We start from the raw sequence: 15728 nt of genomic DNA on the forward strand, positions 1-15728 counted from the left end.
TTTATTTATTATACTAAAAACAACTAAAATATTTTAGTTGTTTTTAGTATAATAAATAAAAAACTTAACAACTTTGATAGTTTGTTAATGATAAATCTCTATATCCTAATTCCTACTAATCGTCAGACTTCTTTATAGAATTTACCTTTACACCAAATTTCTCAAAGCTTTCTGGCATAAGCACAACATCAATACCTGAATTTAAGGATTTTTTAATTGCATCTACTAAACTAAAATTATTCACAATTGCTCCCATATCATACGCATCTGTAATTATAACACTACAAATATTTAAATTATGCCTTATAATATTTACAATATCTCTTGACATACTAGTTACATCTCCAGAAATTTTAGGTACAAGTACATGCGCAAGCATAATAAATTTTGCTTCCTTTCCAAAAATAAATGGTACAAAATTATTTATCATCAAAAAATTTTTACTATAAGGCAGTAAAGCTAAATCTTTATGAGTATCAACTTTTGTGCCTCCAAGTCCAGGAAAGTGTTTCACTGCAGCAAAAACACCTTGTCTTTGAATTCCATCGATAAATGCCTCTATCATAAGACCAATATTATAAGATGAATATCCAAAGGTCCTACTACCTAAAGGACTATCGGGGGAAAATTTAGCATCTGCTACAGGTGCCATATTTAAATTGATACCAAGGCGTCTAAGCTGTTTGCCAAGAATTTCTCCAATCTTATATGCAAGTTGAGCATCTCCAGTCTTACCAACAGACTCCATAGCAGGAAATTTATAAACCCCTAACTTCTCATTCTCACCAGTCCTACTAACCAGTCCTCCTTCTTCATCAACAGCAATAAAAATATCAGAACCAAGATATTTCTTTAATTCGCTAATTAATTTTTTGGTTTGTTGAGCATCCTTAAAATTTTCTCTAAATAAAATAATTCCTACTGGGTTTATCTCTTTTAGCTTATCAATCGCATCTTTACTAAGCGATTGTACAGCGGTAGGATTAGAAACATTTCTAATACCAACAAAAAAATAACGTTCCCTCAAAACGTTACTAAAATCAACCCTTCCTAAAAATACATTAATATCTACAAGATCAGACTTATCATTTTCAAAATAACTATATTCTATTTCAGGAACAGCCCCTAATAAAACTAAACTATGAAATAAAAGTCTAAATACTAAAAATCTAAACATTCCATCTCCCCCCTCCAAATACCAAACCACATTTATTCTTTAACACATTACTAAGAGCATTATTCAAATATTTGGAAATATCAGAAAGACTACCTAACAAAAACTTACCATTTATATAATCACTCATAATAAGAACATCAACAAACAATTTTGCAGGCAAGAATCTATCGCCTCGATCGACCTCAAAAATCAACGGATTATCTACTATCTTTATAACTTCCCAAGTTATCTGTTCAATTGCAGTATATTTGCCAAACTCTTTATTCTGTTCAACAACCCTTATAGGCATATTTAATATTATTTCATCGATATGTTTTATCAAATATTCTAAATTAAAAAGACCGGTAGCACAATTAAACAAAATCTTGTTCCCACTATACTCAGCTTGTAGTATAATTTCTTTAGAAATTGTACTACCAATATCAACACAAGCCAAATGATCATCATCTAAGACTAAAACCCCTCCTTTTGTATCCAATGAGGTTTTAACACTAAATTCAAAGCCAGCAGAATTGTTTGTTATAGCCATTATAGCAAGGGCTTTTAAGTTAACAGTAAAACCAATATTATCAACATTACCAATATAAACAAATTTTTTTCCGGAATTATAAAGTTTTAAATAAACATCCCTTAGAACTTTAAAATTTTGACCATGACCAGCAGGCAAAGCTAACAGAGTTTTCTTACCATGATTATTATAATTAAAATACTCATATTGACCGTTGTCTAGTTTTTTATAACAATAAATCAAAGGCTGAATAGCTGTAAAAATATCTTCCTTTTGCAAGCCACAATAATTTAAATCTTTAATCAAGGAATCATCAAAAATATTATCAAAAAAATTAGAAATCAATTTATAAGTCTTAAAATTTGTCATCTGAAAAATAGAAGGCTTAATAGTTTTACCATAAAGATCACAATACTTCTTAGAAAGCATTAAAAGATGTCGTATTTTTAATGCTAAGAATGAAAATCCATAACTACCATCTTTATTAATATATGCAGGTGTTATTCCCTTTGGCAAATCTCCAAAAGACTCCCTAGCCTCAAGTATTTTATCTTTGCACAAAAAATATAATTCTTCATGAAAATCACTATTTTTCAATATATCAAAATAACTAGTTGCAGAACCCCCATTTAGAATACCAAATGAAAGATAAGGATAAAGCAATAAGCCTAGTTCTTCTAGCTTATCACCAGTAAAAACATAAAAATCACCTTCTGATGACAACACAAATCTTGTAAAATCATCAATATATTTCCTTAAATTATATTCAACAAGTTCTTTCTTAAACTTTAATTTAATAGGAGTATCAGCAAGATTTAAAATATTACTATGATTCTCATCAGGAAAATTTTTAAAAGACATGTTTAAAGTCTCAAGTTTATGCTTATTAAGCATATCAAGCATTCTTTTCGAAAAGATCTTATCTATCACTTCACACATACTAAAAACCTCATCTAACACAAGGTAAACAACAACTAATATTTTAAAGCATCATAAGTAATGATTCTTATAATAGAATATGTTAATATAATTATGCTACTACAATAAAGAAAAAATATAAACATATAATAATAAAAAGGAAAATATGCTAAAACACTATGTCTTAAACATGCTAAACTTAAAACATGCTATCAATGAAATGATATTTTCACCTTCAGGATTTAGAAAAATATTTGCAAAATCAAAAGATGAAAATTCAACAGATTATGAAATAAATGATGATGACAAAATACTAATTGCTCTTATAACCTTTACAATATCAAATTATCTCAAAGACAAACCAAAAGAATATATCAATATAGGACTAGATTCAAGAGCAACTGGAAATATAATCTCAGAGATAACAATCAAGACACTAATCTTAAATAATGATAATGTCAATTTTTTTGGAATACTCCCAATACCAGAAATCCTAGCTCACACAAAGATAAGCCAAAATTCAAAAGGATTTATATACATTTCCGCAAGTCATAATCCCAAAGGATATAACGGCATTAAAACAGGCTTAGATGATGGAGGAGTATTAAATTCAAATGAAATAAAGAAAATAATATCTCAAATCAAAGTCAACATTAAAAATAAAAATCTAATAAATAATCTAATAAAAAAGCTACAAAATTTTAATACTAATGCTTCGCACTTAAAAACATATGAAACAATTATCACTACACAGAACCAAAACAAACTAAAATCTTATAACTCATATAAATCACTAATGCAACAAATAATATATTCAGATAAACATAATCAAAAAAATATTGATATCTTAAAAGAAAATATCAAAAAAGAACCCATAGGAATAATAGGTGAAATGAATGGTAGCTCTCGTATTAACTCAATCGATAAAGAGATAATTGAATCTCTGGGAATAAAATCAGAATTTCATAACACTGAAATTGGTATCTTTAAACACGGAATGACTCCTGAAGGAACCTCTTTAAATATGTGCAAACAAATACTAGAACAAAAGTTTAAAAAAGACAATGATTTCCAATTAGGATATGTCCCTGATTGTGATGGAGATAGAGGCAATTTGGTTACTATTCAGAAACAAGAACAAGCAACTATTATTGCACCACAAAAAATATTTGCACTATCAGTACTCTCAGAACTTAGCTATCTATACTATATGGATATTAAAGATAACTTGGCCGTCGTAGTTAATGATGCAACCTCACTAAATATTGAAAAAATTGCCTCTTTATTCAACACAAAAGTTTACAGAGTTGAAGTCGGTGAAGCCAACTTAACTGAAATGGCCGACATTTTACGAAACCAAGGATTAGTAGTAAAAATTTTTGGAGAAGGCTCAAATGGAGGAAATATTACATACCCCTCAAAAGTAAGAGACCCACTAACAACTGTCCTTAGTATCATAAAACTTCTTAAAATTAAAGATCTTTATAAAATATGGTGTAAACTTTCCAATAATTCATATAATGAACACTACACTCTAGATGATATATTACAAACAATCAATTTTTATAGCAATGTAGAAGTATCATCAGAAAAAGCTATACTCCAAATAAACGTAGACAATCAAGAAATATTAAAAACTAACTATGAAGAACTATTAAAAAAAGAATTCATAAATCACAATAACATATTACACAAATTACCAATACATAATTACGAAATTATCAATTATGAAGGTATTACACAAAACATCATCAGAACAGGTGACTCCTCAGGAGGTTTTAAAGTTTTATTTAAAAATAATAAATGGGATATAATTGCAACTTTATGGATGCGAGGTTCAAAAACAGAACCAATATTTAGAGTACTAAGTGAAGTCATATCTGAATACAAGGACTTACTATATCCTCTCTTAGAGTTTCATAAATCTTTACTACTCTCTGCTAACTCACATTATTCATCTTGACAACAACTTATTAATGAACAAAGATTTGAAAAGACCGATACAGACTATAAATATAAACTCAAAAAATAGATTGTATAAATATCTAAGTTAAACTTTTAAATACTAATTAACCTAATTAACAAACAATAACCCCCATAAAGGGGGTATTAGATTATTATCTCAATTTTAGACCTACGCTTACACTAACTTCCTCTCAATGCATCCTTGCCTACTGAGCAATTTTCTTAAATTCAGCTTCAGCAGTACGATTCAAATTAATAAATTCATCACTACCAAGCTTATCATATAGTAAGTCTAAATTCTTTAACGCAGCCTTTAAAAACTGATCATACAAAGCTTTCTGTCGATCAAACCGTTTTCTCAACAAAGTCTCTCTTGCAGGATCACCTATTTCTACCTTATCAACAAATACATCAGCTATGTATAGTTGCCGCATAACACCTCTCATATGTTTCAAACAATTTTTAATATTAGCAGCACCAAAAGGAGGAGCAACTAGTAAATCATAAAGCTTATATTTAGTGTATGGTTCTATGGTTAATCCAGAGTAATCATAGTTATTAACAAGCAGATATAAATGCAACATATATCGAATAGCTCTTTTATCATAAATATCTAGATTAAAAGTATCATATATTTTAGAAGCCACCTCTGCAGATTTTTGAATTTCTTTAAATACATCCTTTACCTTTACACTCCGTTCAACAAGATCATTATACGCCTTTGAAGGATCATCACAAGCAACTTTTAACACTTTTCTATACCAATTTTCGCTTAACTCTATCTCAAAAAAATATCGTTCAATTGCATCTTTTATATTACTCACAGCATCCTCTGCTTCAGCTTGTGACTTTAAAACTTCTAAAATACTTCCAGCAACTGTCTTAAGACCGCTCTTACCAAAACTATCTATCAAACTATAAAACTCATCTAAAGCATACATTTTATAAAATTCTCTATATAAACCATATACACCCGGTATAAAATATTTAAAGTTCATTAACGTATCTTTTAGATATCTTATAGCTATATTTTCTTCATATTGTAACCCAAAATCCTCATAAACATTTTCATCAGACTTAATCTCTTCAATATCATCCCTTTTGATATCTGCTTCACCTTTATCTTGACATAAATTACAACTACCTAACAATAAAAGTAATAATAATATTTTAATTTTATCTATCCTCATATCTAATTCCTCTATTAATTCTTTAGCACACTATACACAAAAATTTCTTAAGGTTTTATTATATAGTCATAGGACTACATAATGCTATGCAATAATACCGCTACCTTCATAAATACCCTCCCCCTAAATCAGATAATACTCAAATTAATTACTTCTTATTACCGTAAAAATTTGACTAAAAAATCACGATTCAGACTATTCAATTTACTATCAGCAAGCTTAGCATATAAAATCACCACATATAGATTCATTGCATGCTTTTGATTAAAAAAAAACCGTAACCAATTAAGATTACAAACACCATTTTAATAGTAGCCAATTCATAAATATCTCCTCTATTTACTTCAAATATAATTAACACATTAAATATTGATAATTAGTTAAAAACTTTTAAATAATACATTGATTATAATCAAATAAATACTAAGTTACAATAATACAGATATCCTAACAAATCTCCGACTAATTAAAAGATTTAGAATTTTAATAACCCGACAAACACAAGCAACACTAAAAACTTTTATAGTGCAACCTCACTGATATATTTTGATTCTATAATATTTATGTGACATTAATGAACATTATACCCTTAAAAAATGAACACCTCGTAAAAAACCCCTTTAAAAAAAGGGAACATTTACAATAATCAATAAAATATTTTGAATAAACGATCTTCCTTTTGAAAAATTAAAGTATTTGGTAATTAATTATTAATTCAAAAGCTATTTATTTCAAGTTATTTGAAAAAATTTTAAAAGCTTTTTAGGGAACTCACAACACCTGGGAACTAGATATTATATAAAATGAATAAAATAGCTAATTGATATTTAATCCCATTCAATTAAGCATCATTAATAATGACCTTACTTTTTCCTTCCACCATATTGATATTTAAACAAAAAAACATATAATATCAAATAACACATAATATCACTTGAGAAAATATTACTAAATTATTTAATTAAAATTTGTTAAAGTTAATAAACAAGGAGAATATTGTGAGAAATTATTTCTTTATCAAATCTTTTTTAATAATTTTTTCTTCAACCTCTTGCAAATCAGACCTTAACGAGAACAAAACAAATCTATTTAATCAAAAAAATCAAGCAAATTGGACACAATCAATACAAAAAGACGATAGAATAGAATCACTACAGACAAACATAAAAGACAAACGTCAAGAAAAAGTCCCAACTAAGGAAACACAGATATTAGTAGATTCTTTAAAAACACAGATTCAAAATGTCACAGCCTTAATAGAGAAAGACAAAGAAAATATTCAAAAAAATGAACCCGCAGATCAATTTGGAATGAAAAATGGAGCATTTAAAATGATTACAGGCAATCCTAGCACGAAAGCTTACAACAATCCTGATAGTCAATGTAATAGAAGGCAATTTTATTCATCTATAAATTATGACGAAGAAAAAATTAGACAGCTTGGAATGATTCTTAATCAAATAACGGCCGATACCACTAACAGAGGACAATTGCATATAGATATTACAAATGCAGGAAGAGCCTATTCCCAATTTTTATTTGAAAGAGTAATCGATAAAACAAAAGAAGTTCAAGAAAAGTTAAATTTATTGCCCCTTAAAGACTTAAAAAAAATTACAATTAAAATTGATGCAATTATAAAACTAAAATTGTTGTGGCAAAACACTGTGGATAACATTATAAATGACTATAATAATGACACAAATGGAATTAAAACCGACAGCCAAAAATTAATTGAACATATAAAAGAAAAATATGGCAAAATACTTAAACAAAAAATTCCTAGAATCGGCATAATAGCTAGTGAAATTAACAAAATTTTAAAAACACTAAAATAACAACACTAAAGTTTTCTTAAAATGTTTACAATATTTTTACTTATTTGATTAATTTTATATAACTCAACTGTAAGATCAAATCCATAGTTACTAGTTATGTGGGATACTATTTTAGTTTTGTCAGTTTTAATATTGTTTTTATCATTAATATAATCGTTGATAAGACCCCCAACAATTCGTCTCCAAATTTTCCTTACCATTTCAAGTTGATCAAATTTGCTCTTAAGTAATGCTAAGTCATTGAAACTTAAAGACTCAAGTTGATCTTTTTTAGCAATAAGTAGTGAAAATAAGATTTCAAAGTAATTATAAACATACACTACTGATACATTTGTGATCTTTGTAAGCATATCATTCTTTATATAAGCAGTAGCTGCTGCTACTTGATTAAGAACTGTTCCGAACTCTCGAATTGTTTTTTCATCATACTCTAAAGATAAATAAAATCTCCTCCTAAGAGACTTATTAACATCATCACTTGCTTTTTTATTATTTATCTTATTATAAAGTATATCAAATGCCTTACTACCATTACCTGTCATACCAAATTGAGTAGCATCCTCGACCCAAGAAGAATTGTTATGTACATCTAATATAGGTTTAATATTACGAGCCCTTTCCATTAGGTCATCTATGAAGGCTTTTCTTAATTTTCTTACCGTTTCTAACTCTAAGCTATCAAGAAATTTACGCAAGCCTACTATGCCTGTCTCTGGAAATAGTTTAAGGTCTGCTTCGCAATTAGTTAATGTAAATATTAATACAATAATAATATTAGTAATATTAAAAGACGTGATAAAAAAATAAATTTTCAAAACATTCTCCTTGCTTTTTAAAGACAATAATAAATTAGCTTAAAATCAAAAGGTTGTTGTTTTAAAAGTTTATTTTAAGGTAACCATATTAAGATAATCTTCTTAAAACAGTTATCTCAATCCTAAAGAAAAAATAAAAAGATTAAGAGTTTAATAGAAGAAAATAAAAAACTAAACTGACAACATTAAGCATATATACAACATACAAAAAGATAATAAAATAAAAAATTTCTCAATTTAGTACAAAAGAGATAAACCAATTATTTAATATCATCACATATGTAAAAGTATAACACAAAAGAATCACACAAATTAACAATATCTTAAAAATAAATACAATACCTTAATCAAATTTAATATTTATTATAATATAATGAATAAATCATAATGCTTGCAAATACGGTCATATTGATATTAAAACCAAATCAATATATAATAATATAATATTTTTTATAATTAATAATTAATTACACAACAAGCATTATTAAATAAGTATAAACATATTATCAACGAATCAATATTGTCAAATAAATATGTTTAATCTTAAAAACAAGGAGAGTATTTTGAAAACTTATTTTCTAACCACATTTTTTATTTTAACAAGTTTAACTTTTATTGCTTGTAATTCAAATAAGGAATCAGACAGTAGTGATAGCAATACTATCATCAAAAAATTAAAAGACTATCTTAAAGAAGAAGAAGCAATATTACAAAAACATGCTGATCAAAATTGGATAGAACCTGAAAATCAATATGGCCTATCAGACCATATTGATAAGAATAAACTATTTGATGTAATTCAGTATGCCGCTGATAATCAAACATCTATAGCTTACAGCACTCATGATGCTATGTCTCTAAATGCTAGACGAGAAATATACCTAGCCTTTGAATATGATTCACACAACATCAAAAGCGTATTTAAACAATTTGCTAATAAAATCGCAAGACATATAAAACAAATTGAAATCAGCACGACAAGTAATGATATTGAAAAACTCAATACAAGAATAATAAAGTCTCAGTTAAGCCTTCTCTTAGAATATATTAGAAAATATGCTAAAAATTACTACATAGAAATATTTGGTACATTAAATGATAAAAAAGATAAGCTCAATCAGTTAAACCTCAACGATCTAAGAGAACTAGAAGCCAAGTTTGTGACAGTTAGATCAGCAAAGGCAAAAATCAAACAAGAGGCAGAAGTAATCAAAAATGAATTCGATAATAATATAGAAATTAACTCCACTTCAAAGCATAGACTTAGAAGTAATGCTAACGCCAATGAAATAGCATCTTATCTACAAAACAAACAATCAAAATTTGAAAATAATGCGCAGAAGATAGAAGATACAGTTGCTGACATTAAGAAGATCTTAAACAGGATAAAGTAATATTATTATATACCCATATATAACCATATATATAACCATTTTGTAATAAAGAGAAGAACACTGTTTCTTCTCTTTATTCATTAAAAATGAGCACTCAAATACAGTTATGTAAAGTAAAGAGAATATTTGAATTTTTATGAAAAAAGATTAAAAAATAGTGTATTTACTTGCTTCTAGTAGAGTTAGCTTATAGAAATTTTGTATTTCATCCAAATAATAAAATCAGATTGATTTTAAAATCAAAATGAATGTATAATATTTATTATAACACTAAAACATTAATTCGTATTTTTAACAAAAACAAGGAGGACGTTTTGAAATACAGATTTCTAACTCCTTTTCTTACTTCCATCTTATCACTCTTAACTTTAGGTGCTTGTAATTTAGACCCTACCAAGCCAAATGACACCTTAAATAATCACCCAAAAAACATATCCATCAACAAATCAAAAATAGAAACTAACGCTTTAAGTATAAAAAAGAACTTAATACATAAAATAAAAAGTAAAGTCACAATCAACTTAGAATTAATAAATAAAAAAATAGCAATCAGCACCAATAAAATTGGAATACAAAATGCTATCTTTGATGAAAATTACTATAAAAATATGTACCATCAGTTAACTAAAATACATTCCATAGACAAAGACAAAATAAGATTATTTAGCGCATCTTTAAACCACAATTTAACAAGATTGAAAGAAATGGAAAAAATTCTTATTCAAATAAGATCTATTAATACCCAAGACGGTAATAAACTCTACAAAGAAATTTTAGAAACAGGAATAGAATATAATCAAAAGACGTTCGAAGACTTAATACAACAAATAAACAAAGAACAATACAAGCTACCTTATTTTAATACTGCACAACTAAAAGAAGTTACGAATAATCTTGAGACAATTGAAAACTTAAGAAACACTTGGATAGAATTTATAGATAGTATCATTAATGATTACAAAAATGATACAGCAATTCAAAAAGATACAATAAAATTAATAACGCACATAAACACGCAACATAAAGCAAGAGAAAATAAAATTCACAGTATCAAAGATGTAGTTCAAAAGACTAAAAAAATGTTAAATGTATTAAAATACCAATATTACATCAATAAACAAATTAAACAAAATTAAGATAAAATTTCTTAAAAATACTCTTCTTCTCAATCAGACTTTACATCAAACCATCAATAAAAAAATCACTAAATGATAGACAAAAATTTTCTTATTTCTATACAAAATTAACTTGACACTAAAATTGTATAGTATATAATCTAATAAAAGAATGATTATTAAATAATAATCAAAATTAAATAAGGAGAAATATTTATGAGAAACAATATTACAAACAAAATTTTCATTACATTTGCTTTAACAGCACTTATACTAACTGGATGTGATCCAGGCAGCAGATGTGATCCAGACAGTAAACTTAACCAAAAAAATAACTCACCAAATATCGCCACAAACTCAATTAATCAAAAAGATAAAGCACAAAAAAACAACGTAATAAGTATTCTTAAGAAAAAAGTTACAGACGAACAAACCCTACAAAAAGGAAAGACTGAAGACCCTAATCAATATGGAATGAAAACAAACTTATTTCAAAAATTAACTCATACTAAAAATCAAAAAACCTATGATGATAAAGCTAATGATACTTTAAGAAAGCAATTCTATGCATCCTTGTCTTGGGTTAAGAAAACAATCGAAGATTTTGGAAAGATTATTGCTCAAATTGAAGGTGATAGCACTCACAAAGGTACTTGGCCTCAAGACCTCATAAACTCAGGACAAAATATCCAAGAAGAACTTGAAAAAGCAATCAACAAAATAGATTTAAAAAAAGACAAGCTTGAATCTTTAAGTCTTGAAAAGCTAAATGAAGTTAAAACCAAAGTTGACGAAATTGAAAAATTAAGACAGACTTGGGCACAATTTGCAGAGGATATTATCAAGGATCACACCGCTGATACAGGTCAAATTAAAAATGACGTTCAAAAACTAGTAGCTCATATAAAGACAAAATACGACACAAACATTAAACCTGAGCTTGATAACATTAAACAAAAAGGCAATGACATTCAAAAAATATTAGATGAAATAAAATAGCACAATAATATAAATTTAAAATATCACCATAATCTAAAGGGAAGAAAAGATATTTTTTCTTCCCTTTCTAATTAATAAACTTACAACTAATACTTCAGATAAACACAATAAAAAGGAAATTATAACATTTTTATTAATTAATAATGATTTTTTAAGTTATATAATTTATATTATTATATTATAATAGTTATTAAATAATAACTATTATAATATAATAATATAAAGGAAGGAGATATACTTATGAGAAACAATATTACAAACAAAATCTTCAGTATATTTGCTTTAACAGCATCTATACTGTTAAGTTGTAACCCTTACCCCCTGGATCACATAAACCTTAAGACAAATGAAACTCAAAGTAATGACACAACAAAACTGAAAAATATAAATACAAATCCACAACTATCTAATATCAGTGATAAAAATGCAAAGCAAGCACAAGATCAATCAAGAAAATCACAAGAAATAGAATCAGAAGTAGACAAAACAGCTCTAATAAATGAAATAATAAGCAAAGCTCAAACTAACTTAGCTTCAATAAAGAAATATAATAACAATACCGAAGATCCTGAACAATATGGAATGAAATGGGGAGCGTTTAAAATTTTAACTAACAAGGACAATAAAGAAACAATAAATTCTAATCAAAATACACACATGAGAAAGAAATTTTATTCATCCTTAGAGTGGAAAGAAGAAAGAATTAAAAAGCTTGGCAAAATCATTAACATAATAAGCAAAACTAACACCAGCGAGTTGGCAAAAATACTCATACTAACAGGAACAAATTATGCTTACATACGTTTTGAATGGGGAATGGAAATAATAAACAGAAAAAAAGACAATCTTAAGACCTTGACACTTACAAAACTCAAAGAAATTAAAAGTAATATTAATCAAATTGAACAACTAAAACAGAAATGGATAGACACTATAGATAAACTCATTGCCGAGTATGAAGATAATACTAATGAAATACAAAATAACAACCAAGAATTAATAAATTACATAAACTCTCAGTATAGAACTATACTTGAAACCGAACTTCCTAACATTCAAACACTAGCTAACAATATTCAAAATATTTTAAAATAAGACTTTAAAAATAACATAAAACTTAGGGAAGGAAATTATTTTTCCTTCCCTAATATCTAAAAACTATAAGTTTAAATTAAAGTGTCATCCCACATATCAATCAGCTATTATTATCCTAACCAACATCTAAATTACACATAAATACAAGTTAATTTGATTAAATAATAGCTTAATCTCTTTATCCTCATATAAAACTCTTAAGAAGTAGTTTACCCTTCATTAATTAACTTGTATACCTTGCTCCCCTAAGGATAAACTAAACCTTACATCAAACATCCAAACAATCTCACTATATCAATGAGTTCAATTTTTCAACTACTGATTCTCCTATTGCTCTAAGAGCAGTGATCATTATTCTGCTTTATTCAACTGATTAATCATTTCAGGTCACAAGATAAAATGAGAACAGATAATACAAAAAATATATACCGAATTTTCATCGATATTGCTCCCTTTTTTAAGATTTTCTACTATACAAACAATAATTAATCTTATATAATACATATTACATTATGATATTTATACACATAAAACAAATATATCTAAGAGTTGAGGATTTTTGTTTTGTCCATTCACAAAAAGTAAAGATTAAATATCAACTTGGATACCCAAATTGGTAGGTGGCTTAACCTCTTTCTTTAAATCTTTACTACATATCTCAAATATATGAAACAAGCATATCAATAAAAAAATTAATTAGGCCTATTTAAGGCCTTCCAAATAAAAGTATTTTTTTAAAAAGATACTTTTATTATTATAATTTTGATGATTATATTATTCATGTCAATACTTAACCTTTATACAAAATATCAAATACCATACAATATCTCTTAAGCTTAAGTTATTAACACATTACATAATTTATGCTAATCACATACTACAAAAGAATTATATTATCACTCAAACCTAACTACTTTACAAAAATAAATTAGAATAAATCAAATAATTAATTGCAGCTAACATTATATTGAGACGATTAACTGAAGATGCTATCAAACCATTCGGATCAACAATTTTCCCCAATGCTACCACCATGCTAGCTTTATTATCTTTACGTCTTTGTGCCAAATACAAGCAATCACATATTTCATCAAAAATGTTATTTTTCAACTCCATAAACTCATCCAACTTAAATCTAATTTTATTAATCTCATCTAAAGACTTTTTACCAATTAAATCTATATTTTTATCACTGAAATTATGAGCTAAGTTCATATAGACAATATTTGAAACACCACATAACTGATTTAACACACGTACCATAAACTCTGTTTCACTATTTTCATAGTTACTATCTCTAATGTTAACTGATAAATTAAAATTTTTAAATATACTTTGTAGAATTTTAATCTTTTCAATATCTTTTCCTAAGATCAAATAAATTCTCTCTCTTACTAACGGCGTATTATAATAGAGTAATTCCTCAGAGACATTTTGTCCACCAAATAAAGAACCTTCTGGATCGAATCCTGCTCTTTTAGACTCAACTTCATCTAACGTAGAATAAAGATCCTCCTTACAAAATTCTAATCTAATCTTAAGTAGTCTATAAGCTTCATTCCTATCCGATGGTTGTCGCTTATATTGAAAATCAACATCTCTAGCACCATCTCTAGCACTTTTATTATCACACACATCATCACCTGTCTTAATCACATCATTTGGCACTACCACTACTTCCGAGTTAGATACTTTCTCAACATCTTTATTACCACTTATTCCTGAATTCACATCTCTTTTAGAGAGTATATTACCTAAATCTATATTACCATTCTTTTGACGCACTGCTAATGATTCTGGATCGCATCCTATCATCATACTTACAACACAAATTAAACAGATTATACCCAATCTTTTCATTCACTTCTCCTTATAACATTAAAATTACATTGATCAACTTGTAATTAATATAATTAATAAATCAATTTATAATTAAATCAATTTATTATTTTATAAATTTATAGATTGATAAAATAATTTACGCATCACTCAGAATTTAATGACTAAATAAATTCATTGAAAAATTTATCTTCAAATTCTTATTCACCTAAATCCTATAATCTTACACAGAGATACATTGATATACTAAATCAGAAAAACGTTTGAAATAAATAAAACTTAAATCTGGTCATATATAATTAATATTTTTAAATTCATCATTACTTTTTTAATTAACACTTTGGCAAATGACAAAATAAAAACTATGTTCTATATCTTCTCCCAAGGATTACATTCCAAATAGATCCAGTTTCGCCTGCATCAGTAATCTTTTTAAGTTCCTACAATAAAGCTAATCATCCAAATTTTTTGCAGATAACAATAATTAAGCCTTAATCTTAGCAATAGAATCATCCCTTATCTTCATTATTGTCTCCAGTTGGGGAAACTTTTAAGTAAATTCTTCTATAAACTAAAAATTAGCCAAATTTTCCTTATCTAAACACTCATGTAAAATCTTATAGTCAAAACTCACAATATCAAATAAAATGACAAAGAAATCACTAAGAATCCATACTTAATTGAACTTAATTTATGAAATGTTGTATAATCGACTGGCCGAATTTCTCTTACAAATTTACTATGTATGACTTCCAATCGATCCTTATATTAATCTAAAATTAAAGATTTAACCCCCCGATTTAAGCTTAATTCCTTGCATAGACCCCATAAATTTATAATTCCGACGGAACAACTCGTAGGAATTACAAATTTAT

Annotated in this window: 11 protein-coding genes; 6 read left to right on the plus strand and 5 right to left on the minus strand. The window is 27.0% G+C overall.

What is annotated here, in order from left to right; all coding sequences use genetic code 11:
• Positions 1–115: 115 nt before the first annotated feature.
• Positions 116–1177, minus strand: coding sequence for a glycoside hydrolase family 3 N-terminal domain-containing protein (locus N187_RS04250; protein WP_075550291.1), 1062 nt, complete (start codon positions 1175–1177; stop codon positions 116–118).
• Positions 1170–2624, minus strand: a complete 1455-nt coding sequence (locus N187_RS04255) for a UTP--glucose-1-phosphate uridylyltransferase (RefSeq protein ID WP_025419241.1) — start codon at positions 2622–2624, stop codon at positions 1170–1172. The genes N187_RS04250 and N187_RS04255 overlap by 8 nt, the downstream gene beginning before the upstream one ends.
• A 145-nt stretch (positions 2625–2769) precedes the next feature.
• On the opposite strand from N187_RS04255, the gene N187_RS04260 reads away from it, so the two are divergent.
• Positions 2770–4566 (plus strand): phosphoglucomutase, encoded by a 1797-nt coding sequence (locus N187_RS04260; protein ID WP_025419998.1) that lies wholly within the window; start codon positions 2770–2772, stop codon positions 4564–4566.
• A 208-nt stretch (positions 4567–4774) separates the two neighbouring features.
• Here the strand turns inward: N187_RS04260 and N187_RS04265 are convergent, their stop codons facing one another.
• Positions 4775–5758 (minus strand): BTA121 domain-containing protein surface lipoprotein, encoded by a 984-nt coding sequence (locus tag N187_RS04265; RefSeq protein ID WP_075550336.1) that lies wholly within the window; start codon positions 5756–5758, stop codon positions 4775–4777.
• A 998-nt stretch (positions 5759–6756) separates the two neighbouring features.
• Here N187_RS04265 and N187_RS04270 point away from each other — a divergent pair.
• A complete protein-coding gene (locus N187_RS04270) occupies positions 6757–7596 on the plus strand; it encodes a complement regulator-acquiring protein (RefSeq protein WP_075550337.1) in 840 nt (279 codons plus the stop codon).
• 5 nt (positions 7597–7601) lie between these two features.
• Here N187_RS04270 and N187_RS04275 read toward each other — a convergent pair whose 3' ends face one another.
• Positions 7602–8411 carry a complement regulator-acquiring protein gene (locus N187_RS04275; protein WP_075550338.1) on the minus strand — a complete coding sequence of 270 codons (810 nt, stop codon included), beginning with the start codon at positions 8409–8411 and terminating at the stop codon, positions 7602–7604.
• Between the two features lie 563 nt (positions 8412–8974).
• Between N187_RS04275 and N187_RS04280 the strand changes: the two genes are divergently transcribed.
• The 4 genes from N187_RS04280 (at position 8975) to N187_RS04295 (ending at position 13014) form a co-directional block, all read left to right on the plus strand.
• The gene (locus tag N187_RS04280) at positions 8975–9805 is read left to right on the plus strand and encodes a virulence associated lipoprotein (protein WP_075550339.1); all 831 of its coding nucleotides are present in this window, start codon (positions 8975–8977) and stop codon (positions 9803–9805) included.
• Between the two features lie 314 nt (positions 9806–10119).
• Complete coding sequence (locus tag N187_RS04285) at positions 10120–10941, plus strand: complement regulator-acquiring protein (protein ID WP_157883981.1); 822 nt, start codon at positions 10120–10122, stop codon at positions 10939–10941.
• A 195-nt stretch (positions 10942–11136) separates the two neighbouring features.
• Positions 11137–11919 (plus strand): complement regulator-acquiring protein, encoded by a 783-nt coding sequence (locus N187_RS04290; RefSeq protein ID WP_075550340.1) that lies wholly within the window; start codon positions 11137–11139, stop codon positions 11917–11919.
• Positions 11920–12159: 240 nt separating this feature from the next.
• On the plus strand, positions 12160–13014 hold the full coding sequence (locus N187_RS04295) for a complement regulator-acquiring protein (protein WP_075550341.1): 855 nt from the start codon (positions 12160–12162) through the stop codon (positions 13012–13014).
• A 915-nt stretch (positions 13015–13929) separates the two neighbouring features.
• Here N187_RS04295 and N187_RS04300 read toward each other — a convergent pair.
• Positions 13930–14874 carry a hypothetical protein gene (locus N187_RS04300; protein ID WP_075550342.1) on the minus strand — a complete coding sequence of 315 codons (945 nt, stop codon included), beginning with the start codon at positions 14872–14874 and terminating at the stop codon, positions 13930–13932.
• Positions 14875–15728: the final 854 nt, after the last annotated feature.

Source organism: Borrelia anserina Es (assembly GCF_001936255.1).
Taxonomy (GTDB): Bacteria; Spirochaetota; Spirochaetia; order Borreliales; family Borreliaceae; genus Borrelia; species Borrelia anserina.